This is a genomic window from Bittarella massiliensis (ex Durand et al. 2017) (assembly GCF_001486165.1).
Lineage (GTDB): Bacteria > Bacillota > Clostridia > Oscillospirales > Ruminococcaceae > Bittarella > Bittarella massiliensis.
On the sequence record NZ_LN908977.1, the window covers coordinates 275,755 to 297,597 of the forward strand.

A 21,843-nucleotide genomic window follows, 5' to 3' on the forward strand; every position below is an offset into this window, starting at 1 on the left:
CTTGCAAGAGGCGTTGTACCTGCGCTGGATATATTCTTGATAGGCTTTCTGGTCTGTCATGGAAATTCCCCCTCTCTGAATAATAGTGCGGGGCGGCAGTACTCCTTGCTGTCGCCCCTTGATTGCCTACCAGCAAAGACGGGCGGGGCTGTCAACGACGGCGCGAAGCGGCGTTCATTTTATCGTTGACTGGCTCGGCTGGGTTTGCTATTTACCCGACAAACTTGAATTTATTTTAAGCTATCACGTTTTACCTTCTTAAGCCTTACTATCATTACCATAGGAATTTCTTTGTTGGTTTTGAAACATTCTTCATAAAATCCATCAATGACAAATCCAGCTCTAAAACAAAGGTTAAAAATATCTTGTATGGAACGATGATAATAAATCTGCTCTTTCGGTTGCCCTTCAATCGCTATATCATAGTAACTGTGCGGTGTCATATATTTTTCAGTCAACGTGACAAAACAAGGGTGTTGCGTTGCAAAGACAAAAATTCCGCTTTCCTGCAACAGTTCATAAACAGCCATAAGAAGTGGTTCAATGTCCGTAATATCCATAATTGCCATATTAGAAACTGCTTTCGTAAAGGCTCGATTTCTTTTTAATTCTAATATACTTTTTCTATCGGTCGCATCCGCCACACAAAATTCAATTTGTTTTGCATATTGTGATTGCCGTCTTTTAGCCAATTCTATCATTTTTTTGCTGTAATCAAAAGCGACAACCGAAGCACCTCTTTGTGCAAGATACGAAGAATAATTTCCATTGCCACACGCAATATCCAAAATGTAATCCGCAGGATTAGGAGATAGAAGTTCCGTTACTTTGGGGCGCACTACCTCTCTGTGAAATTCATTAGATTCGTCACCCATTGCATTATCCCAAAATTGTGCGTTCTCCTCCCAGATTTTTTTACTTTCCTCTGTTCCCATGTTCTCTCCCACTCCCAAAATTTGCTTTTTTGCTTCCATTAAATCTTCCTTACGATATTCCATTGTTACCCTCCATAACTTCTGATTGTTGCCGTCTTGACGATTATGTATCTTTACATTACCTTCTGAAACATATGGCGCACCTTGTCCAGGCGGTTGTTTGGACGGCGGGGCTGGATGACCGGCTGGCCGACAGCGGCCTGATACCCTTTTAGCTCTGTAAGGCATACGCTCTGCCCGTTGGTGTAAAAGGCCAGATCAGTACGGTATGCCTGTATACAGCGGGCGGGAATCTCGCCAGTAAAGACAACTTCATCCTTTTTTACCTGGGCCGTTTCGATGGTGGCACAGTATTTCGGTGCATCATGATAAGCCCTGGAAAGGTATTCCTGGGGCGCATAGAGGGTGAAGGAGAGATAAGGTTCCAGCAGCTGCGTCCCCGATTCCTTCAATGCCTGTTCCAATACAATCGGGGCCAATGAGCGGAAGTCCGCCGGCGTGCTGACTGGACTGTAATAAAGCCCGTATTCAAAGCAAATCTTACAGTCCGTTACGTTCCAGCCGAACAAGCCCTGCTCCAGCCCGTAACGGATACCATCCCTGACAGCGTTTTGAAAACTCTGGTTCAAGTATCCCAGCGAAACCCGGCTCTCGTATTGTACGCCGGAGCCAAGCGGGAGTGGTGTAACAGACAGTCCGATAGATGCCCAAAACGGGTTGGGCGGCACCTCGATATGGATGGTGTGGCTGGCTGCTTTGAGCGGCCGCTCCATATAAATGACGGTGGGTTCCTTTACCACTGTTTCAATCTTGTATTTTTCCGACAGCAAAGCGGAAACGACCTCCAACTGCACCCGGCCCAAAAAAGAAAGAATGATCTCATGGGTGATGGAATCCACTTCGCAGCGCAAAAGCGGGTCAGTATCCGCAAGTTGCGTAAGAGCGTCCAGCAGCCGTTCTCTTTGCGCTGCCGTTTTCGGCGCAATCGTCGTCCGCAGCATGGGGAGGGGGGCCTCGCGCCACCTTTTACGAGGGAGCCGGGTTTGATCCCCTAATACATCGTTTAACCTCACGCTGTCGCTGGGAAGGATAACAATTTCGCCCGGATAAGCGGTGTCTGTCCGAACAATTTCCCCTTTGGATGGAATACGCATCTCTGTGATTTTCAGCTTTTCTCTCCCGGCCAGGGCCACCGTATCCCGCAGGCGCAGCGTTCCGCTGTATAGCCGCAGATAGACACGCCGCTGGCCGCAATCGGTGTACTCAACCTTGAAAACGCTGCCGCATAGGGTGGCGCTCCCCTGTTCCCCAATCGGTTGGAACAGTCCTGTCACCGCATCCATCAACGGTTGAATGCCAAGGCCCTTTTTGGCGCTGCCATGATAGACCGGAAACAGGGAGGCTTCTTGAACCCGCCGCTGTTCCTCCCGCGCAAGTTTTTCCTGGCTGATTGGTTCTCCTGCGATATACTTTTCCAATAATGCATCGTTATTTTCGATGACCGCATCCCATGCTTCTATGTCGGTATTTTCCTCCAGGACTATTTCCGGGGACAGCGACACCGTCTGCTTGATGATAATATCGGCGGAGAGCTTATCCCGAACAGACTGAACCACGCTCTGCAAATCAACGCCAGCCTGGTCGATCTTGTTGATAAAGATAACGGTGGGAATGTTCATTTTCCGCAGGGCATGGAACAGAATACGGGTCTGGGCCTGCACGCCATCTTTCGCGGAGATCACCAAGATGGCCCCATCTAAAACAGCCAAAGAGCGGTACACCTCCGCCAAAAAATCCATGTGGCCGGGCGTATCCACAATGTTAACTTTACATCTGTGCCACTGGAAGGAAGTGACTGCCGCTTGAATGGTAATCCCACGCTGCCGCTCCAAAAACAAGGTGTCCGTCCTCGTTGTCCCTTTTTCGACGCTCCCTGGTTCTGAAATGGCTCCACTGGCATATAGCAGACTCTCCGTCAAGGTCGTCTTTCCAGCGTCTACATGGGCAAGAATCCCGATATTGATAATGTTCATGTCTATCCTCCATACAAGGCCCGAATGGGCGCAAAAATCCCCAGCGGCTAATACTTTTACCGCTGGGGATCATGACTTCGGACACACAGAAACATACACGACTTACATAAGCCGCGGTCCGTCACGATATTTACTAAAAAGGCAAAAGTATTCTTAAAATTGGGTACAAAAACCAAGCCCCTGCAAGGGGCAATCATTTTTGCGCCCATTATCAAATTTTATTTAAGAATACCTTGCCGCATATTTGATAGACTCCTCAAATCAGGATAATAGCAGTATATCATAGTACGCTCTAAAAAACAAGAAATCATTTTACCGATTCCACAAATAAAATCGGAGGGTATTCACTGGAATACCCTCCGGTTTTGGTGATTATCGTGCGTCTATCCGAATTTTTGACTTTGCGGCCCGTTTCCGTTCCTTTTCGGCATGTTCCTGCTGGTAAGCTGCCTCTAATATTCTGTCCACTTGTTCTGGGCCAAAGGCCCTTTTGACCCGCTCATAGTCAGCGGAGACTTGCCGCATGGCCTTGTTTTCCAACTTGACCTCCTGCAATCGATCAGACAGGCGGATGTTGCTCTCCCTCACCCGGCCATAGTCCCCTTGCAGACGCTCAAATTTCCCCCGCAGCTCCACATAGGCCAGATACAGGGAGCGCAGCACCTTGACGATTTGGGCCAGCAGGGGCTTTGCCTTTTTCTCTCGGTAGGCCCGGCCTGTTTCCAGCGTTCCCGGCTCCGGCAAAATCTCCTCCGGATTGGCGGAGAAATCCGCTGCCAACCGCTCCATATTTTTCACCGCCGGGGCAAGTTCTTTGAGCCGCCGTTCCTGGCTCTCCACCTGGTTTTCTTTCTCCGCCTTGACCGTCTCCAGAACGGCGATCTCCTTTGCCCGCTGCTCTTTCTTGTAGTCCAGCACAGACAAGTGCTTGTCGTGGGTGCCTTTGTCCTCCCACTCAATCCCGTGGCGCTCCATGACCAGGGAAAGCTGCTCCTTTTCCGAGCGCACCCACTGGCTCCACTCTGTGTCCCCTCTGGTGCCGCCCTGGAAACCCTGGGCCGCTAACGCCTGTTTCAAAGATACCCTCGTGTCCAGCCCTCGCTTGCTCCCGGTGGTGAATGGTACAAAGTCAATGTGCAGATGGGGCGTAGCCTCGTCCATGTGGAGGTGGGCAGAGAACACCCGGAGTTGGGGGTTGCGCTCTTGAAAGCCCTTCATGTACTCGTCCAAAACCGCTGCCGCAAGCTGTCCCTCCTCGCTGTCGGCGCTCATATCATCTCGATTGCCCACTTGCAGGATGATTTCATGGAACGGCTTTTCCTGCTTGCCGGAGCGGATCTTCTCATAGTAATCCTCTATCCTTCTGTCGGCCCTGGTTTGTTTAGCGTTGTACCGTTCCAGAGCCTCGTCAAAGAGTTCATGGTACACCGCCTTGATATTCTCCTGGCAGTAGGTTATATTCAAGTGGGAGCGTTCCGGGTCAGTGTTCTTGGCGTGGAATTTTCTACTGTTATGGTTCACCGATCCTTGGCCCACCATGGCGCTGATTGTCCTTTTCAAATCAATCCCTCCTCCCTTTTCCGCCGCGCAAGCGGCGAGCCTTTGTTACTTTCTGCGAAAGTAACGCAAAAGCACTTTTGACAGCCTGACGGCCATCAAAAGCGCATTTGCGCCCTACGGGGTGGTGTGGGGGCTTTGCCCCCGGCAACTGCGGTTGCCTCCCCCAGCAGGGCCGCCCTTTGAAAAGGGCACCCTGCACCCCGCCTAAACTTTGTCACTCGCCGTTGGGCAGGGTGGAAAGGCCAGGGGCCTTTCCACCGCCCGGCAAGTGTTTTCCGTGGGCCGAAAGTCAAGGGGTACGGGTTGTATTGACTTGCGGCAATCTCCACCCGCAGGTATGCCCCCCTTGACTTTCGCCCCCGCTCCCCGTGACAGCCGTGACGACCGTGACGATGTTTTACACACCGCCTCCGCACTCCGAAAAGCTGTCACAGCTGTCACGGTCGTCACGCCTGGGGTTCCTCCAACGTGAGCTTGATACTCCGCCCGGCATGGGTTCGGGCGCTTTCATAGTGGATGTGGTACTCATAGGACAGCCGCCACGCCCGGACATTCAGCCGCATAGCCAGGGCATTGGGTTTCATATCCAGCCCCAGGGCGGCGACAAGTTCCGTGGCCGTCCCTCTCCACTCTGGCCGTTCCGCCGTTACCAGGGCGGCAACAGCCTCCAACACCGGGTCAGGCGGCTCCTGCCGCAGCTCCGTTTCCCGCCGCTCCAGCTCCCACACAAGCCGTTCCTCGTCCCGCTTGAGGTAGAGGCGCTGGTCTTGCTGATCCCGCCCAGAAATGTCCAGGGTGGCGGCGTTGTCTGCCCGCCGCTCCTTTTGGAGCAGAAAGGCCCCGTCTGCCGCACCCAATAAGCCGTTGGTGCCGGAGATCATATCAAACTTATCATCGGCCTGCTGCTTGCGGGTGTGATGTACAACCAGGAGGCAAACCCCGCTTATATCGGCAAACCGTTTCAGTTTGGTGATTACCTCATAGTCGTTGGCATAGCTGTACTTCTCTGCCCCGGCCTCCCGGATTTTTTGCAGGGTGTCGATGATAATAAGCCGGGTGTCCGTGTGTTCCCGGACAAAGCCCTTTAGCTGCTCCTCCAGGCCACCGCCGAGCTGCTTAGCTCCGATGGCAAAGAACAGGTTTCCGGTACTCTCTACTCCAAACATCCGGTACAACCGCTCCTGTAAGCGACGGTGGTTGTCCTCCAGGGCCAGATAGAGGACTGTCCCCTGGCGCACCTCATACCCCCACAGGGAAAGGCCCATACTCACATGATAGGCAAGCTGGGCCATGAGAAAGGACTTGCCCACCTTGGGAGCGCCCACAAAGAGATATGTCCCCGCATAGAGCAGACCGTCTACCACAGGAGGTCTGCCGGGGTACACCTGTTCGTAGAGGTCATTCATAGACACGGTAGGCAGATAGGCCGGGTCATTGACCCGGCTTATCTGCCGCAGGATTTCCTCCAAATCTCTTTCCGGGGGCTTGTGTTCTGTCACGCCCTCTGCTATACTTTGGTTAGGTTTTTGTGAGAGCGACTGTCCCCCGTCTGCGCCAACAGGCGGATATGGGGCAGTCGTTTTCTCTTGCAATCTATCCATCTATCAATCCTCCCTCATGCCGTCCATGATGGCGGCGATCAGCCGGATGGTGTCCAGCAACTCCCCATCCACGCCATTCCCGGCCTCGATACGCTCCAGTTCTTCCAGAACGGCGGCCAGCTCGTTCCGCAGGGCCTTATACACCCTGGGGTTGCCCTGTACCACCACATCCCGGCACAGCAGCCGTCGGGTGATGTAGTCCTGTTTGGTAAGGCCGGAGAGCCGCACAGCGGTTTCAATTTCCCTGTCCTCATCCGGGGACACCCGGAAAGCCACAGTTTTGTTTCTCCAGCGGTTGTGTCGGTCAAGATTTTTCACTGACATGATTTAGGCCCCCTTTCGCTCCATGTCCAGTTTGTCCGCCATCTCCGCCTGCCGGGTGGGGAACAGGTGGGCGTAGCGGTAGGTAATATCAATGCTTTCATGTCCCACCCGGTCAGCGATTGCCAGGGCCGTAAAGCCCATGTCAATGAGCAGCGAAATGTGGGAGTGCCTCAGGTCGTGTATTCTGATCCGCTTTACCCCGGCCTCTTTCGCACCCCTGTCCATCTCCCGGTGGAGGTAGGATTTTGTCACCGTGAAAATGCGGTCGGTGGGCTTCACCCCATACAGGCTCTTGATATAGTCTCGCATTTCTTCACAGAGGAAAGCGGGCATTTGAATGACCCGGTTGCTCTTAGGGGTCTTGGGGTCGGTAATCACATCCTTGCCCTTAATCCGCTGGTAGGACTTGGAGATGGTGACGGTCTGTTTCTCAAAGTCGAAGTCGCCAGGAGTGAGGGCCAGCAGCTCCCCCTCCCGGACGCCGCACCAGTAGAGCATTTCAAAGGCGTAATAGGAAAGGGGCTTGTCCATCATGGCCTCGGCGAATTTCAGATACTCCGCCTTTGTCCAGAACAGCATTTCCCGTCCCTTTGGCTTTCCCATATTGCCCGCCTGGGCAGCGGGATTGACCTTTAGATTGTAGTGCCGTACCGCATGGTTGAACACGGCGCTCAACTGATTGTGCAGCGTTTTTAAGTACACCGGAGAGTAGGGCTTGCCGTTCTTGTCCCGGTAACCCAGCATTTCATTCTGCCAGGCGATGACCTCCTTGGAGTGAATGTCGCACATCTTCCGCTTGCCGAAGTACGGCACCAACTTCTTGTAGAGGATATGCTCTTTCGTCCCCCAGGTGTTTTCCTTGATACGGCCTTTCATGTCCGCCACATAGACAGCCACGAAGTTTTCAAAGGTCATTTCCAGGTCGGCGGTCTGTTGTTGCAGGAATGTCCGCTCCCACTCCAGAGCCTCCCGCTTGGTGGGAAAGCCCCGTTTCATTTTCTTTACTTTCTTGCCCGTCCAGTCCTCGTAGTAAAAGGACGCATACCATGTGCCCTTTGCCTTGTCTTTGTATGCCGGCATTGTGGTTCCCTCCTTATTGTCTGTCCCGCAGCCCATAGAATTTTTCCTCGAAGTAGCGCCTGCTTACCCGTCCGGGAATGGTGAGAAAGCCTTTTTTCTTCAGCTCCTCGTTCATCTCCCGCACCAGCTTGTAGGCGTAGGGCTTGGAAATGCCCAGCTCCCTGGCGACCTCCTCTGCTCTCACAAACAGCTCCTTTTCCATGGTCAGCACCTCCTTATTTTAGTTTCGCAAATATGTTAATGTCACCATCTTCATTATACATTAACATAAGTGTTAATGTCAAGAATTTATTTCGCATTTTTGTTAAAGATTATCTTGCATCTTTCGCTTTTTTGCGCTATACTATTGGCAAAGGCGGTGGGATATTATGACAGTCGGAGACAAGATAAAGAAAATCCGCACCTTTCGAGGCATGACACAAAAGGAATTGGGGCTTGCTATCGGCTTTGAGGAAAAGGGAGCGGACAACCGGATCGCCCAGTATGAGACGAATTACCGTGTTCCGAAACGGGAACTGCTGGACAAGATGGCCGAGGCGCTGCGGGTAGACCGCCAGAACTTCTACACCATCGCCCCCGGCTCTGCCGAGGACTTCATGCGGACATTCTTCTGGCTGGACGAGGACAGCCCTGGCGCTATCCGCCTGTTCCAACTTGTCCGCAATCCGGGCAGAGCAGGGGCCGCTGATGATACCGCTGTACGGTACAATGATAGCGATGACTGGCCCGCACACCCTCCCGTGGGTATGTACTTCCAGTATGGCCTTGTGGACGAGTTCATGCGGGAATGGCTTTTTCGTCAGCAGGAGTTACACGCCGGGGAGATCACCAGGGAAGAGTATTTTGAATGGAAACTCAACTGGCCCCATACCTGCGACGATGGCCTGGAAAGCGAATATTATATCCCTTGGCGGAAAAATAAATAAGACAAGCAAAAAAACCGCCCTGCTGAATTTGTCGTTCAGCAGGGCGGTTTTGCTTGTCCTTTTGGGATTTTTCTCTTGAGAATACCGGGCGGACACAAATAGTATCAATCCAGTATCAAGAGCAGTATGGACGGGCAAAAAAGCCTGTATTCATGCGGGTTTTCGCCGTTTCGAGCGTCATTCCCACTCAATAGTAGCCGGGGGCTTGGTGGTCACGTCGTAGACGATGCGGCCGATGCCCGGCAGCTCGCCGATGATGCGGGTGGATATCTTCTCCAGCACGTCATAGGGGATGCGGGCAAAGTCGGCGGTCATGAAGTCGTCGGTGGTGACCGCCCGCAGCGCCAGGGTGTAGCCGTAGGTGCGGAAATCGCCCACGACCCCCACCGTCCGCTGCTCGGTCAGCACGGCGAAGTACTGGCTCAAACTGCCGGACTCGCCGGCCTTGTCCAGCTCCTCGCGGAAGATGAAGTCGGCCTTTTGCAGCAAGTCGACCTTTTCGGGGGTCACCTCGCCCATGACGCGGATGCCCAGGCCAGGGCCGGGGAAGGGCTGGCGCCAAACCATCTCCTTAGGCAGACCCAACAGGATGCCCAGGCGGCGGACCTCGTCCTTAAAGAGCATGTTCAGCGGCTCGACGATGTCCTCGAAGTCCACATGCTCGGGCAGGCCGCCCACGTTGTGGTGGCTCTTGATGACGGCGCTCTCGCCGCCCAGGCCGGACTCCACCACGTCGGGGTAGATGGTGCCCTGAGCCAGGAAGTCCACCTTGCCGATCGTCTTGGCCTCTTCCTCGAAGACGCGGATGAACTCCTCGCCGATGGCCTTGCGCTTGGCCTCGGGCTCGGTCACCCCGGCCAGTTTTCCGAAAAAGCGCGCCTGGGCGTTGACCCGCTTGAAGTTGACATCCATCTTGCCGAAGGTCTCCTCGATGGCGTCGCCCTCTTTGTAGCGCATCAGGCCGTGGTCCACAAAGATGCAGGTGAGCTGCTTGCCGATGGCGCGGGAGAGCAGGGCCGCACAGACCGAGGAGTCCACCCCGCCGGAGAGGGCCAGCAGCACCTTTTTGCCGCCGATGCGCTCTTTCAGCCGGGCGATTTCGCTGTCCAGATAATTCTCCATGTTCCAGTCGCCCACACAGCCGCAGATGTCAAAGAGGAAGTTGTGCAGCATCCCGTTCCCCTGCTGGGTGTGGTTGACCTCCAGGTGAAACTGCACCGCGTAGAGCTTTTTCTCGGGGCACTCCATGGCGGCCACCGGGCAGTTGTCGGTGACGGCGGTGACGGAGAAGCCGGCGGGCGGCTGGGAGATGTAGTCCACATGGCTCATCCAGACCACGCTCTCCTGCTGGATGCCCGCAAAAAACGGGGTCTCCCCCACCACCTTGCAGACGGTCTTGCCGAACTCGCCCACCGGGGCCGCCTCGACCTTGCCGCCGAACATGTGGGCCATCATCTGGGCGCCGTAGCAGATGCCGAGGATCGGCACCCCCAGCTGGTAGAGGGCCGGGTCGCACTGGGGCGAGTCGGGCAGGTAGGCGCTGTTGGGCCCGCCGGTAAAGATGATGCCGGACGGGTTCCCGGCCCGGATCTGCTCCACCGGCGCGGTGTGGGGCAGCACTTCGCAGTAGACCCCCAGGTCCCGCACCCGGCGGGCAATCAGCTGGTTGTACTGGCCGCCAAAGTCAATGACATAGATGAGCTGATGTTTCAAATTGATACCCCCGCTGTCTGTTTTGATGTCAAGGCGTACAAAAGGCGGCCCAACCGGCGCCACCGGCGCGTCGGACCGTCCGCCTGCCCGGCGCGCTGCCGGACAGGCTGTCTCTCACTCCATCTATTGTGCCATGGGGCTGTCGAAAAAGCAATCGCTTCTCATATCTTTGTAAACTTTTGCCGATAGCTTTCCCCCTGCGGCAACGGTTTCTCAAAGCAGTTTGCATAGACGGTGTCGGCGCGGTCCTCCACCCGGCCGAAGGAGGTGCCCTCCGCCCGGGCCAGGCTGTGGCAGACCGGCAGCCGCTGGGGCCCCCGCAGCAGGGCGAGGCCGGTCTCGGTGGCCCCCAGGATGCGCAGGCAGTCGGGCGGGGCGAGGACATCTTCCCGGCGGATGTCCAGCAGCAGGCACCAGACGGCTCTCCGCACCCGGGCGCGGGTGTGCTGGCGGCTGGCGCAGCGGGCGGCCAGCTCCTCCAAATCGGCGGCGCCGTCGGCACAGGCCTGCAGCCGGCGAGCCAGCCCCTCGTCGCAGAAGGGGAGGGCTGCCAGCCGCTCGAGGGGGGCCAACTGCACCGCCAGCACAGCCGTCCGCCCCAGCCAACGGCTGTCTGCCAGGGGGTGCGGCTCCGGCAGCCCCTTCGGCAGATAGGGGGCCGCCTCCTCGCCCTTTTCGGCGCGCAGCAGGGCGCGCAGGGCGCTGGCGCTGGCGGTCTGCCCCCCCAGGCGGCTGTCGTGGTGGCCCGCGCCGATGCGCCGGATGGGGAGGATATCCATCCCCGCCCCGGCGCGGCGGATGGCCAGCAGGTATTCCAGCGCCAGGGTGTCGTTGGGGGAGGAGAGGAGCGCCGCCTCTCCCCCCAGGCGGCGGCAGGCTTCGGCCCGGGCGGCGGGGTACCCCAGGTTCCCCCGCTGCAGCGCTTTGGCCAATTGGACAAAGGCCTCGCTCTCCACCAGCTCGGCAGTTGCCTCCAACCCGGCCCGGTCGCCGCTCTCGCTGCCGAAAAAGAGGGTGCCCACCCCCAGCGCGGCCAGCAGGGAGACCCCGCCCTGGGCGTAAAATTGGGCCGAGGAGAGGCAGTGGGCGGTGGGGATCTGCACCACCAAGTCGGCCCCGTTTTCCAGCAGGGCCCTCGCCCGCACCCACCAGGGGAGGAGGGCCGGCTCCCCCCGCTGGACAAAGTTGCCGCTCATGGCGCAGACCACCGCCTCCGCCCCGCGGGCCCTGGCCTGCGACAGCAGCCAGATGTGCCCGGTGTGGAGGGGGTTGCACTCGCAGACGACCCCGAAAATCCGCACAAATACGCCCTCCTTCCGGCTTTTCCCCTTGCACTTTTTCCCATTTTATACTACTATATAGTACGCAAGTGTGTTCGTCAACAAACGAGGACAGGCGAAAAATCAATTGAGGGGGAACTTTTTTCATGAAAATATTGGTCATCAACGCCGGCAGTTCGTCGCTGAAGTACCAGCTCATCGACATGCAGGACGAGAGCGTTCTGGCAAAGGGCAACTGCGAGCGCATCGGCGTAGACGGTCTCATCACCCACAGCGCTGGGGATAAAAAAATCGAGAAGAACATGCCCTTCCCGACCCACAAAGAGGCCTTCATGGCCGTGGTCGAGATGCTGACTTCCGGCGAGGGCAAGGTCATCGACAACGTGCAGGAGATCTCCGCCGTCGGCCACCGGGTGCTGCACGGCAGCGAGAAGTACAAGGTCTCCACCGTGGTGACCGACCAGGTCATCGACGACATCCTCTCCTTCAAAGAGCTGGGCCCCCTGCACAACCCCCCTCAGGCCATCGCCATGCGCGCCTGCCAGGAGGTCTTTGGCAAGGAGATGCCGATGGTGGCGGTGTTTGACACCTCCTTCCACCAGAGCATGCCCCGCAAGGCCTACATGTTCGGCATCCCCTACGAGTACTACGAGAAGTATTCCATCCGCCGCTACGGCTTCCACGGCACCAGCCACCGCTATGTGACCGCCCGCTACGGCAAGATCAAGGGCGGCCTCGAGGGCACCAAGATCATCACCTGCCACCTGGGCAACGGCAGCTCCATCGCCGCGGTCAAAGACGGCAAGGTGGTGGACACCACCATGGGCTTCACCCCGCTGGACGGCTTTATCATGGGCACCCGCTCGGGCGGCATCGACCCTTCGGTGGTCACCTACCTGATGAACAAAGAGGGCTTCACCCCCGACGAGATGAGCGACCTGCTCAACAAAAAGTCGGGCTTCCTGGGCCTCTCCGGCGTCTCCAGCGACTGCCGCGACCTGCGCCAGGCCGCCAACAGCGGCAACGACCGGGCCAAGATGACGTTGGAGATCGTGGTCTACCAGATCAAAAAGTTCATCGGCAGCTACATCGCCGCCATGAACGGGGTGGACGCGGTCATCTTCACCGGCGGCATCGGCGAGAACGACGACGTCTTCCGCGCCGAGGTCTGCCGCGAGATGGAGGCCCTGGGCCTCTCCTTTGACGAGGAGAAGAACAAGGCCGCCTCCCGCCAGGACGCCAAGTTCAGCGCCGAGGGCTCCAAGGTGGAGGCCTGGGTCATCCCCACCAACGAAGAGCTGATGATTGCCCGGGACACCCTGGAACTGATCGAAAAATAGATCCATTTGACGGCAAGAGCCCGCGCCCCTTGTGGCGCGGGCCCTTTTTGGTCGGCAAAAACCGGGGTCCTCCCTCTCTGCCAGAGAGGGAGGACCCCGGTTTCAGTGGGGACAGAAGCGGCCTTTACTTGTGGGCCTTCAGCCAATCCAGGGCGCACTGGGCGTAGAGGGCGGCCCCGGTGGGGAGGACCGACTCCTCCGGCACCATGCCGGGGTTGTGCATCGAGCACTGGTGCCCCTCGCCGATGCTGCCGGCCCCCAGGTTGAGGTAGCAGGAGGGGACGTACTGGGCCACGTATGTAAAGTCCTCGGTCCCGCTGGAGGGGGGGACCGCTTGCACGTCCTTCTCGGGGACGACCTTGGCGCAGTAGGCGGCCAGTTCGTCGCAGGTGTCGGCGTCGTTGACCAGGGGGGGCATGCCGTAGACAAACTCCACCTCGGCTTCGGCCCGGTAGACTTTGGCCGTGCCCTCGGCCACCTCTTTGATCCGCTTTTTCAAAAACTCGCGGCGCTCGTGGGTGGTGGCGCGGATGGACGCCTCCATCACGCAGTGGCCGGAGACGGTGTTGCAGGTGTCGCCGCCCTCGATCTTGCCGACGATCATCACCGAGCCCTCGGTGGTGGACACCTCGCGGGCGATGACCTCTTCCAAAGCCACCACGATGTGGGCCGCCACGCTGATGGCGTCCACCCCCAGCTGGGGGGTGGAGCCGTGGGTGCCAAAGCCCTTGACGGTGATGCGCACCATGTCGCCGGAATTGGCGGCGGTCCCCCGCACGTACTGAACGGCCCCGGTGTAGGAGTCGGGCAGCCCCACCGAGAGGTGGATGGCCATGGCCGCGTCGACCTTGGGCCCTTCCAGCACCCCGGCCTCCACCATGGCCTTGGCCCCGGCCAGCTGCTCCTCACCGGGCTGGAACATCAGCTTGACGGTGCCATCCAGCTCCGCCTCCCGTTCCTTGAGCAGCTTGGCCGCGCCCAGCAGCATGGCGGTGTGACAGTCGTGCCCGCAGGAGTGGCAGTTGCCGTTGTCTGCGGCAAAGGGGAGGCCGGTCACTTCCCGCATGGGAAGGGCGTCCATGTCGGCGCGCAGCAGAAAGGTCTTGCCGGTGCCGGCCGGTTTGCCCACCAGGGCGACGATGCCGGGGCCGCAGGGCTGGGGGTCAAGGCCGAAAGAGCGCAGCTTTTCGGCGACCAGAGCCGTGGTCTGGGGCAGGTCCAGCCCCACCTCTGCGTAGCTGTGCACCGCTCTGCGGTTCCAGCGGATCTCCTCCTCCAGTTGCTTGGCGCGGTTCAAAAACAGATTCTCCAATGCGAACACCTCTTTCTCACTTTCGCGATTTTTCAGCCGCCGGGCCATCTGCACAGGGTGCAGGGATTTGGCCCGACAGCTGCTCTGCGGCTATCATACCACAAAAAGAGGCTGCAAAAAAGGGGCGCGGCCACTGCATTTGTGCAGTTGCCAAGCCCCTTTTTTGTGGATTTTGCGCCCGTGTCTACTCGGTGACATCCAGCGCACGGCTGTCTTTGAACAGCAGGGCGATACACCAGATCCCGGCGATCCCCACCACAGTGTAGATGATCCGGCTCACCAGAGAGGCCATTCCGCCGAACAGGTAGGCCACCAGGTCGAAGGAAAAGATACCCACCAGCCCCCAGTTGAGGGCCCCGATGATGACCAGTACCAGGGCAATTTTGGATACGACTCCCATACAAATGGTACCTCCATCCGCAGAAATATTGAAAATGACAGCGCCTTGCAAACGCTTCACCTCTAGTATGGGTGGGAGGGGAGGATTTATGCACCGGCAAATGAATTTGAAAAAACGGCCTTTTTTTATTTTTTGTTCTTTTTTCCTGCTCATCCCCCAAAGAGGATGTACAGGCCGTATAGCTCGACGGCACAGCCCAGCACCCGCCCCAGGATAGAGGCGCGGCGCAGGCCCAACTTGGCATAGGTCTGCGGGGTGCAGAAGGGGAAGAGGACGAGGGTCGCCCCCAGCAGGGTCATGCCGCCCCCAACGGTGTAGTTGACGGGAAAGCGCGACTGAAAAAGGGAGCCGCCCACCATCAGGAGACAGGAGAGGACGATGCCCGCCCAAAACCATTTCAGGTGCTTTTGAATGCCCGCCATCTCCCGGCCGTAGGCAGCCCGGCAGTCCTCGCTGCAAAAGGCGCTCTCCCGCCCGGAGTCGCCGTAGAAGACGGCGCGCCGGCCGCACCGATCGCAGATGCGCTTGGTCCCCTCCTCCACCTGCAGGGAGGAGGAGTACCGGCCGGTGAGCTGTTCCACCGACCGGTGAAACAGCTCTGCCAGGGCGACGAGGTTGGCGGTGCTGGGCCGGCTGGCGCCCCGCTCCCAGCGGGAGACGGCCTGCCGGCTCACCTCCAGGGCCTCCGCCACCTGTTCTTGCGAGAGGCCGGCCTGCAGCCGGGCCTCGCGGATGTTTTCTGAAAGGGACATCTCTTTTCACCTCGCTCCAAGGATATCACACCCCGGGGCAAAGGGCCAGCAACCGGGGGGCAAGTATCGGTTGCGGCGGGCTGTTTCTTGAAAGGCCCCCCCGCAAAGGCGATGGCGGCGGAAAAAGGCAGAGAGAGGGGGCGGGGCAGGCGCGAACCTGCTTCGCCCCCTCTCTCGGGGAGGTGGGGAGTGGCTACCGGCAGCCGTAGCGGGCGGTGCGGTAGAGGGTCTCGGCGGTGTCGAGGACCAGGGAGAAGAGGATACAGGCCAGGACGATGTCGTTGAGGTGGAGAAAGAGGGGAAGGAAGCCAGCGGGGGTGTTTTGCTCCACCAGGGCAATCAGCTCGCCGCTGAAAAAGGGCTGGATGCGAAGCGAAAAGTAGGCGATCCCGCCGGTGAAGAGGTGAAGGGTGGTGGAGACCGCCGCATAGCGGACGGAGTAGCGCCCCTCGACAAGGGCGAAGAGGTGGACGACGCCCGCCAGCAGGAAGAGGAGGATCGCCCCGGCGACGAATCGGCCCTCTGCCTGGGGGGACAGCAGCTGTATCGGCCCCTGTCCGGCAAACGCGGCCGCGGAGAGAGCGGAAAAGTTGAGCATGACGGTCACCATGACGGCGGCCCCCACCACCCCGACGATGGATTCCCCCCGGCTGATGCGGGCCTTCTCGGTGGGGATGGGTGGGAGAGCGGAGATCCAGTCCGCGGGCTGTTCCCGCCTACCCGGCACCCCCAGGCGGTCGAGAAGGGCAACCACCAGGGTGACGACGGCGAAGAGGGGGAAGGCCCAGGTGAAGAAGGAGCGCAGCAGGAAGAGGGGCGAGGGGGCGACCGAGATGCCGCTGCCCTTTAGCAGGCTGATCAGCGTGCCGATCCCCCAGACGGCAAAGTGGATGGCGGCGCACCCGCCCAGGGAGACGGCCAGGGCGGCCTTGTAGGGGCCGTACCAGAGGGGGCTGATGAGGCCGCGCCCCTCGCGGGCGCCGTAGCGGCGGGCGAGGGCCTCCGGGGGGCCGAACCCCTCTAAAACGGCGCGGATGTCACTCTCCTCCGCCGCTCGGCCCTGGCAGCGGGCGTCCAGCATGTCGGCAATGTCGGCCCGCAGCTCCCGCTCGATGTCGGCGCGGCTTTTTTTTGGCAGGTCCTTGGTTGCGGCGTAGAGGTAGCGCTCGACGGTTTCAAAGGTCATTTTTTGCCTCCTTTTCGATCTCTTCCACGCTGTGGGAGAGCTGTTTCCACTGTTCTTGCAGCTGCTGGTAGACGACAGCCCCCTCTGGGGTGAGGGAGTAGTACTTGCGGGGTTTGGCCCCGTCGGTCTCCCACACGCTGTGCAGGAGCCCCTGTCCCTCCAACCGGCGCAGCAGCGGGTAGAGGGTACCCGCCTCCACCGGGATGCCCTTTTGCGCCAGGGTGCTGACCAGGTGGTAGCCGTACATGGGGCGGCGCAGCAGCCCCAGAGTGCAGAGAACAAGGGTCCCCCGCCGCAGTTCTTGCTCCAAGCTGCCCAACAGATCGTCTTTGCCCATTGAAATCCCCCCTTTTGATGCCTGGCAGACAGGTGGTGATAAGCAATACACTGTATTTGCAATTTCATTATAGTGTGTATCACATACTATTGCAAGCAAAAAATAAAAAAAGAGCGATTTTATTTGACTATCCATCCTCCTGCGAGGTATACGGATCAAAATAAAGTCGGCCGGGAGTGAGGAGTCACCTGCTTGGTCTCACCCCGCGCGGGCGTGAGACCTGGATGCTGAGGTAGGGCAAGCCAGACCTCTCTTATTTCAATCCACTCACCCTACGTGGGGACGTGGGGCGAACTGGGACTTTTCCAGAGCCCCATTCTCAGCGTGTACAGTGGTCGTCCCCCACACAGGTGTGCAGAGTGAAATCTCTGGCAGTGAGGTAGGGGCCGGCGGGACACCGGCTCCGCACCCCACGCGGATATTTAGAAGGAGGGGGAGCGGCTGTCCCAATCCCTGCCCCGTATCCCTGCTCCGTTGGGAAGATAGCAGTTCTGGTCGGGGGGCCCAAAGGGGGGCGACAGAAAGAGGGGGAACGGGCGGATGCCCGTTCCCCCTTGTGCAGAGAGGTCGGATGGGTGAACTTCGCGTTTGGCAGGAGGTGCGGCGGGGCGCCCCTTTGGCGGGGTCACAGCCTCGTCGGGGAAAGGTGCGCCGGTCTATTCCCTCTCCGCCCGCAGGAGGGCGGTGCCCTCGTTTTGGTAGAGGAGCTCGACGCGGGCGAAGCCCGCCTCAGTCAGCAGTTCGGTCTGGTGTGCGAGGGTGAGGGGGATGTCGATGTGGACAAACGCCCCTTCGGGCAGGTCGCTTGCCTGCCGGCGGCGGTGGTATTCGGCCAGACAGAGATCCTCCTCTTCCTGGCAGCAGGCCAGGTAGTCGCACTCCAGATAGCAGCCGCCGCTGCGGACGGCCCGGTAGAGTTTGCGGTAGATCTCCCTCTTTTTCTGGTAGGGGAAGTGATGGAGGGTCTCAAAGGAGAGGGCGGCGTCGTACTGCCGCCCTTCAAAGGGATAGCTGAAGTAGTCGGCACAGATGGTCTCCACCCGGGAAGAGGGATAGTTCTGCCGCAGCTTTTCGAGCATGGGTGCGGAGAGGTCGATGCCGGTGACCCGCAGGTCGGGGAAACGGCGCAGGAGGGAGGCCAGCTCCAACCCGGTGCCGCAGCCGATGTCCAGCAGGGTGGAGAGGCCGTCGGGCAGGTAGTCGGCCAGCGCCTCGTACTCGGCCGCCCAGTGGGCCAGGTGAACGCCCTCGTACTGGTCCAGCCGGTGGGCGAAGAAGGAGGACATCTCCTCGACAGGGGTGTCCCGCTCCCCCTCCAGCCAGCTGCGCAGCTCGGCGAGATAGGCGGCCTGTTCTTCGGGGGTGCGGATTTTGCTGACGAGCACTGAAATCACCTTTCTTTTGTCAGTGGGGGCTGGCAGCAGGGGCAGTAGACGCTGCTGCGCCCGCCAATGACGGTTCGGCAGAGGGGTGCGCCGCAGGCAGGGCAGGGCTCCCCCCCGTGGCCGTAGACCTGAAAGAAGGAGCTGCCCCGGTAGTTGCGCCCCCCGCTGGCCAGGTACTCCTCGGGCGAGGTCTCCTTGCCCTGGATGGCGGCCCGGAGGATGGCGGGGATCTGCCGGGCCAGGCGGGCGACCTCCTCCTGGGTGAGGGTGTTTGCCGGGCGGGTGGGGCAGATGCGGGCGGCAAAAAGGGATTCGTCGGCGTAGATGTTGCCGATGCCGGCGACGATGGACTGGTCGAGAAGGCACTCCTTGACCGCCCTTTTGCGCCGCGCCAGCTGTCCGGCCAGGTAGGCGGCATCAAAGGCGGGGTCAAAGGGCTCCGGCCCCAGGCGGTCGATGCCGGTAAAGCGGTCCTCCTCCCCCGCCCGCAGGAGCCAGAAGCGGCCGAACCGGCGCAGGTCGATGTAGCGCAGCTCGCTGCCGTCGTCCAGGGTGAAGACCAGGTGGGTGTGCTTTTCCTGGGGGTGGCCGCTGGGGGTGGGCAGGAGGTTGCCGGTCATCCTCAGGTGGAGGACGAGTCGGTCGCCGCTCTCCAGGTGCAGGGTGAGGAATTTGCCCCGCCGGTCGACGGCGGAAAAGGTCTGTCCCTGCACCAGGCGGCAAAACTCCTCCGCCCCCGGGCGGGCGATGACTTTGGGGTTGTGGGCGGTGACCCGCTGGATGCGGCGGCCCCGGATCTGGGGTTCGACGACCCGCTTGACGGCTTCGACTTCTGGCAGTTCTGGCATGGCGCTCTCCTCTTTTCTGGTGGCCGCAGTGGGCCGGTTTGACCCGTTCAGTGTAGCATCTTTGTCCCCATTTGTCGATTGGGGGTGGGGGAAGGGGTTGCGGCGACCGGCCCCGGGGCGGTATACTGGTGGCCAGGGAGGGGCGCGTCCAAGCGGGCCGCCCCACATGTCAAAGGGGAGGAACAGGCGATGGCGGGGAGGATCTATCTCATCACCGGAGTGATGGCGGCGGGCAAGTCCACCGTGGCCCAGCTGCTGGCCGAGCGGATGGCGCGGGGCGTGCACCTGCGGGGGGATGTTTTTCGGCGGATGATCGTCGCCGGCAGGGAGGAGATGAGCGAGACCCCCACCCAGGGGGCCCTCGACCAGTTGGCCCTGCGCTACCGCCTGGCCGCCCAGGCGGCCAAGACATACTGTGAGGCCGGCTTCACGGTAGTTTTGCAGGACAACTACTACGGCCGGGCGCTGCCCGAGATGATCGAGCTGCTGCGGGGATACTCCGTCTTCCCAGTGGTGCTCTGCCCGCGGGCAGAGGTGGTGCGGCGGCGGGAGGCCGGGCGGGGCAAGACCGGCTACACCGGCTTTGCGGTGGAGCGGCTCTGCGCCGACTTCCTGCGGGAGACCCCCCGTCTCGGCCTCTGGCTCGACAGCTCGGAACAGACCCCGGAGGAGACGGTGGAGGCCATTTTGCAGCACAGCGGGGGCGCGGTCGGGTGAGAAAAAGCGGGCGCAAAAAAACAGGCGGGCAAGCTGCTCGCCTGTTTTTTATCTGGGGCCGTGGGGGCGGTCAAGCGGGTCGGTCATCGGCCGCCTGGGCGGCTTTTTCCTTCTGCGCCTTGATCACCTTCAGACGGGAGAACTCCTCCCGGTCCTTCTCCTCCAGGGCCTCGGTGATGGCCTTTTCTGTGGCCTTCAGGTCGGGGATGATGATGTGCTCCAGGGCGTTGGCCCGCTTCTGGGTCTTGCGGATGGCCCCGGCCAGCCGGTAGACGCTGTTCTCCACCTCGGCCAGGCGGACCGACAGCTCCTTGACCTTTTGAAACTTGCGGTAGGCGTCGTCGAATTTGGAGTTGGACAGCTCGAAGCCGTAGACCGGCCGGGGGTCGGCGTCCTCGTAGGTGAGGTGGGGGATCTCCACCCCCATCACGCTGCGGGAGGTCATCTGCAAGCTGTCGTCCACCGGGACGCTGCCCACCAGGTGGTCGATCTTGCCCAGGGACATGTTGGCCTGCTGCAGGGCAAAGTAGGCCTGGCGGAAGGTGGCGCTCACCTCGTCCTTGATGGCCTTGGCCTCGTCCACCCGCTGCATCAGCTCGCGGATGAGGACGTTGCGCTTGCGGTCCAGCAGGTCAAAGCCCAAGCTGGACAGGTCCAGGGATTTGCGGGTGGCCATCAGATTGGCCTTGGTGGCGAATACCTGCCCGGCCATCAGCCGTTCTCCTTGTTGAAGGCCTCAAAGATCTCGGGGCGGTAGTACTGGTCCACCAGCTTGTTGTCGATGCGGTCCAGGGCCTGCCGGGGCAGGATGCTCAGCAGTTCCCAGGCCAGGTCCAGGGTCTCGTCGATGGTGCGGCCGCCGTCCTCCCCCTGGTTGAGGAAGCGCTTTTCAAACTCTCGCCCAAAGACCAGGACCTTCTTGTCGGTGTCCGAGAGCTCCTCCTCGCCGATGACCGAGGCCAGGCTGCGGGCGTCCTGCACCTGGGCGTAGCAGGCAAACAGCTGGTTGGAGACGGCGGAGTGGTCCTCTCTGGTGTACTCGGCGCCGATGCCGTCCTTCATCAAACGGGAGAGGGAGGGCAGCACCGAGACCGGCGGGAAGATGCCCTGGTTGTCCAGCCCCCGGTCCAGAACGATCTGCCCCTCGGTGATGTAGCCGGTCAGGTCGGGCACCGGGTGGGTGATGTCGTCGTTGGGCATGGTGAGGATGGGGATCTGGGTGACCGAGGCGTTTTTCCCCTTGATGATGCCGGCGCGCTCGTAGAGGCTGGCCAGGTCGGAGTAGAGGTAGCCAGGGAAGCCCTTTCGGGCCGGGATCTCGCCCTTGGAGGAGGAGAACTCCCGCACCGCCTCACAGTAGGAGGTCATGTCGGTCATGATGACCAGCACGTGCTTGCCCAGCTCGTAGGCCAAAAATTCGGCGGCGGTCAGGGCGCAGCGGGGGGTCATGATCCGCTCGACGATGGGGTCGGAGGCCAGGTTGAGGTACATGACCACGTTGCTCATGACGCCGGCCTCTTCAAAGCTGCGCTTGAAGTAGTCGGCCACATCGTTTTGCACCCCCATGGCGGCAAAGACGATGCAGAAGTCCTCCCCGTCACCGATCTTGGCCTGCTTGACGATCTGCACCGCCAGCTTGTTGTGGCTCATCCCCGAACCGGAGAAGATGGGCAGCTTCTGCCCGCGGATCAGGGTGGCCAGGCAGTCGATGGAGGAGATGCCGGTCTGGATGTAGTTTCGGGGGTAGACCCGGGAGACCGGGTTGATGGGCTTGCCGTTGACGTCGGCAAACTCGGTGGCGTGGATCTCGCCCAGGTTGTCGATGGGACGGCCCGCGCCGGAGAAGATCCGCCCCAGGATCTGGGGGGAGAGGGGGATCTGCATGGTGTGCCCGGTGAGGCGGGTCTTGGTGTTTTTCAGCGAGAGGCCCTCGGTCCCCTCGAACACCTGGATGACCGCCCGCTCGCCCTCGATCTCGACGATGCGGCCGGTGCGGGTCTCGCCGCTGTCCAGTCGGATCTCGACGATCTCGTCAAAGCTGACGCCCTGCACCTTGTCCAGCACCACCAGGGGGCCGTTGATCTCTTTTAGTCCTACATACTGTAAACTCAAAT

Annotated in this window: 21 protein-coding genes; 3 read left to right on the top strand and 18 right to left on the bottom strand. The window is 60.0% G+C overall.

Annotation, left to right across the window (positions count from 1 at the left end):
- Nucleotides 1-230: 230 nt before the first annotated feature.
- The 7 genes from BN3266_RS08330 to BN3266_RS08360 all read right to left on the bottom strand — a co-directional run bounded on the left by BN3266_RS08330 (nt 231) and on the right by BN3266_RS08360 (nt 7,735).
- A complete protein-coding gene (locus BN3266_RS08330) occupies nt 231-998 on the bottom strand; it encodes a class I SAM-dependent methyltransferase (RefSeq protein ID WP_005876002.1) in 768 nt (255 codons plus the stop codon).
- A 50-nt stretch (nt 999-1,048) separates the two neighbouring features.
- Nucleotides 1,049-2,968 carry a tetracycline resistance ribosomal protection protein Tet(W) gene (tet(W), locus tag BN3266_RS08335; protein ID WP_031474227.1) on the bottom strand — a complete coding sequence of 640 codons (1,920 nt, stop codon included), beginning with the start codon at nt 2,966-2,968 and terminating at the stop codon, nt 1,049-1,051.
- Between the two features lie 372 nt (nt 2,969-3,340).
- The gene (locus tag BN3266_RS08340) at nt 3,341-4,528 is read right to left on the bottom strand and encodes a plasmid recombination protein (protein ID WP_228275371.1); all 1,188 of its coding nucleotides are present in this window, start codon (nt 4,526-4,528) and stop codon (nt 3,341-3,343) included.
- Nucleotides 4,529-4,974: 446 nt separating this feature from the next.
- Entirely contained in the window at nt 4,975-6,129 is a 1,155-nt protein-coding gene (locus BN3266_RS08345; RefSeq protein WP_031474225.1) for a helicase RepA family protein, read from the bottom strand.
- A gap of 3 nt (nt 6,130-6,132) precedes the next feature.
- Entirely contained in the window at nt 6,133-6,453 is a 321-nt protein-coding gene (locus BN3266_RS08350) for a plasmid mobilization protein (protein ID WP_004010381.1), read from the bottom strand.
- A 3-nt stretch (nt 6,454-6,456) separates the two neighbouring features.
- Entirely contained in the window at nt 6,457-7,533 is a 1,077-nt protein-coding gene (locus BN3266_RS08355; RefSeq protein WP_004010380.1) for a site-specific integrase, read from the bottom strand.
- Between the two features lie 13 nt (nt 7,534-7,546).
- The gene (locus tag BN3266_RS08360) at nt 7,547-7,735 is read right to left on the bottom strand and encodes a helix-turn-helix domain-containing protein (RefSeq protein WP_004010379.1); all 189 of its coding nucleotides are present in this window, start codon (nt 7,733-7,735) and stop codon (nt 7,547-7,549) included.
- 166 nt (nt 7,736-7,901) lie between these two features.
- Here BN3266_RS08360 and BN3266_RS08365 point away from each other — a divergent pair, with 166 nt between their 5' ends.
- Nucleotides 7,902-8,459, top strand: coding sequence for a helix-turn-helix domain-containing protein (locus BN3266_RS08365; RefSeq protein WP_004010378.1), 558 nt, complete (start codon nt 7,902-7,904; stop codon nt 8,457-8,459).
- A gap of 177 nt (nt 8,460-8,636) precedes the next feature.
- Here the strand turns inward: BN3266_RS08365 and guaA are convergent, their stop codons facing one another.
- Nucleotides 8,637-10,172: a glutamine-hydrolyzing GMP synthase gene (gene guaA, locus BN3266_RS08370; protein WP_059004806.1), complete on the bottom strand. Its 1,536-nt coding sequence runs from the start codon at nt 10,170-10,172 to the stop codon at nt 8,637-8,639.
- A 161-nt stretch (nt 10,173-10,333) separates the two neighbouring features.
- The gene (locus BN3266_RS08375; RefSeq protein WP_059004807.1) at nt 10,334-11,473 is read right to left on the bottom strand and encodes a tRNA(Met) cytidine acetate ligase; all 1,140 of its coding nucleotides are present in this window, start codon (nt 11,471-11,473) and stop codon (nt 10,334-10,336) included.
- A 125-nt stretch (nt 11,474-11,598) separates the two neighbouring features.
- Here BN3266_RS08375 and BN3266_RS08380 point away from each other — a divergent pair, with 125 nt between their 5' ends.
- Nucleotides 11,599-12,792 carry an acetate/propionate family kinase gene (locus BN3266_RS08380; protein ID WP_021660483.1) on the top strand — a complete coding sequence of 398 codons (1,194 nt, stop codon included), beginning with the start codon at nt 11,599-11,601 and terminating at the stop codon, nt 12,790-12,792.
- Between the two features lie 124 nt (nt 12,793-12,916).
- Here BN3266_RS08380 and BN3266_RS08385 read toward each other — a convergent pair whose 3' ends face one another.
- The 7 genes from BN3266_RS08385 to mutM form a co-directional block, all read right to left on the bottom strand.
- Nucleotides 12,917-14,104 carry a M20 metallopeptidase family protein gene (locus BN3266_RS08385; protein ID WP_242861748.1) on the bottom strand — a complete coding sequence of 396 codons (1,188 nt, stop codon included), beginning with the start codon at nt 14,102-14,104 and terminating at the stop codon, nt 12,917-12,919.
- Between the two features lie 184 nt (nt 14,105-14,288).
- Nucleotides 14,289-14,504: a DUF378 domain-containing protein gene (locus BN3266_RS08390; protein WP_021660486.1), complete on the bottom strand. Its 216-nt coding sequence runs from the start codon at nt 14,502-14,504 to the stop codon at nt 14,289-14,291.
- 149 nt (nt 14,505-14,653) lie between these two features.
- A complete protein-coding gene (locus BN3266_RS08395) occupies nt 14,654-15,256 on the bottom strand; it encodes a helix-turn-helix transcriptional regulator (protein WP_059004808.1) in 603 nt (200 codons plus the stop codon).
- A gap of 193 nt (nt 15,257-15,449) precedes the next feature.
- Nucleotides 15,450-16,442 (bottom strand): HAAS signaling domain-containing protein, encoded by a 993-nt coding sequence (locus tag BN3266_RS08400; RefSeq protein WP_059004809.1) that lies wholly within the window; start codon nt 16,440-16,442, stop codon nt 15,450-15,452.
- Entirely contained in the window at nt 16,432-16,779 is a 348-nt protein-coding gene (locus BN3266_RS08405) for a PadR family transcriptional regulator (RefSeq protein ID WP_059004810.1), read from the bottom strand. The genes BN3266_RS08400 and BN3266_RS08405 overlap by 11 nt, the downstream gene beginning before the upstream one ends.
- 656 nt (nt 16,780-17,435) lie before the next feature.
- Entirely contained in the window at nt 17,436-18,164 is a 729-nt protein-coding gene (locus BN3266_RS08410; protein WP_059004811.1) for a class I SAM-dependent methyltransferase, read from the bottom strand.
- Between the two features lie 5 nt (nt 18,165-18,169).
- Nucleotides 18,170-19,012 (bottom strand): bifunctional DNA-formamidopyrimidine glycosylase/DNA-(apurinic or apyrimidinic site) lyase, encoded by an 843-nt coding sequence (gene mutM, locus BN3266_RS08415; protein WP_059004812.1) that lies wholly within the window; start codon nt 19,010-19,012, stop codon nt 18,170-18,172.
- A gap of 189 nt (nt 19,013-19,201) precedes the next feature.
- Here mutM and BN3266_RS08420 point away from each other — a divergent pair, with 189 nt between their 5' ends.
- The gene (locus tag BN3266_RS08420; RefSeq protein ID WP_059004813.1) at nt 19,202-19,729 is read left to right on the top strand and encodes a P-loop nucleotide/nucleoside kinase family protein; all 528 of its coding nucleotides are present in this window, start codon (nt 19,202-19,204) and stop codon (nt 19,727-19,729) included.
- Between the two features lie 70 nt (nt 19,730-19,799).
- On the opposite strand, the gene BN3266_RS08425 is transcribed toward BN3266_RS08420, so the two are convergent.
- Together BN3266_RS08425 and BN3266_RS08430 are read right to left on the bottom strand one after the other, a co-directional pair.
- On the bottom strand, nt 19,800-20,441 hold the full coding sequence (locus tag BN3266_RS08425) for a V-type ATP synthase subunit D (RefSeq protein WP_021660494.1): 642 nt from the start codon (nt 20,439-20,441) through the stop codon (nt 19,800-19,802).
- Nucleotides 20,441-21,841: a V-type ATP synthase subunit B gene (locus BN3266_RS08430; protein ID WP_059004814.1), complete on the bottom strand. Its 1,401-nt coding sequence runs from the start codon at nt 21,839-21,841 to the stop codon at nt 20,441-20,443. Before BN3266_RS08430 ends, BN3266_RS08425 begins: the two co-directional genes overlap by 1 nt.
- Nucleotides 21,842-21,843: the final 2 nt, after the last annotated feature.

What these genes read in the sequence shown, in the direction of transcription:
- BN3266_RS08330 (WP_005876002.1), bottom strand. Translation starts at nt 998, where the DNA reads ATGGAATATCGTAAGGAAGATTTAATGGAAGCAAAAAAGCAAATTTTG.
- BN3266_RS08345 (WP_031474225.1), bottom strand. Translation starts at nt 6,129, where the DNA reads ATGGATAGATTGCAAGAGAAAACGACTGCCCCATATCCGCCTGTTGGC.
- BN3266_RS08350 (WP_004010381.1), bottom strand. Translation starts at nt 6,453, where the DNA reads ATGTCAGTGAAAAATCTTGACCGACACAACCGCTGGAGAAACAAAACT.
- BN3266_RS08355 (WP_004010380.1), bottom strand. Translation starts at nt 7,533, where the DNA reads ATGCCGGCATACAAAGACAAGGCAAAGGGCACATGGTATGCGTCCTTT.
- BN3266_RS08360 (WP_004010379.1), bottom strand. Translation starts at nt 7,735, where the DNA reads ATGGAAAAGGAGCTGTTTGTGAGAGCAGAGGAGGTCGCCAGGGAGCTG.
- BN3266_RS08365 (WP_004010378.1), top strand. Translation starts at nt 7,902, where the DNA reads ATGACAGTCGGAGACAAGATAAAGAAAATCCGCACCTTTCGAGGCATG.
- BN3266_RS08380 (WP_021660483.1), top strand. Translation starts at nt 11,599, where the DNA reads ATGAAAATATTGGTCATCAACGCCGGCAGTTCGTCGCTGAAGTACCAG.
- BN3266_RS08390 (WP_021660486.1), bottom strand. Translation starts at nt 14,504, where the DNA reads ATGGGAGTCGTATCCAAAATTGCCCTGGTACTGGTCATCATCGGGGCC.
- BN3266_RS08395 (WP_059004808.1), bottom strand. Translation starts at nt 15,256, where the DNA reads ATGTCCCTTTCAGAAAACATCCGCGAGGCCCGGCTGCAGGCCGGCCTC.
- BN3266_RS08400 (WP_059004809.1), bottom strand. Translation starts at nt 16,442, where the DNA reads ATGACCTTTGAAACCGTCGAGCGCTACCTCTACGCCGCAACCAAGGAC.
- BN3266_RS08405 (WP_059004810.1), bottom strand. Translation starts at nt 16,779, where the DNA reads ATGGGCAAAGACGATCTGTTGGGCAGCTTGGAGCAAGAACTGCGGCGG.
- mutM (WP_059004812.1), bottom strand. Translation starts at nt 19,012, where the DNA reads ATGCCAGAACTGCCAGAAGTCGAAGCCGTCAAGCGGGTCGTCGAACCC.
- BN3266_RS08420 (WP_059004813.1), top strand. Translation starts at nt 19,202, where the DNA reads ATGGCGGGGAGGATCTATCTCATCACCGGAGTGATGGCGGCGGGCAAG.
- BN3266_RS08425 (WP_021660494.1), bottom strand. Translation starts at nt 20,441, where the DNA reads ATGGCCGGGCAGGTATTCGCCACCAAGGCCAATCTGATGGCCACCCGC.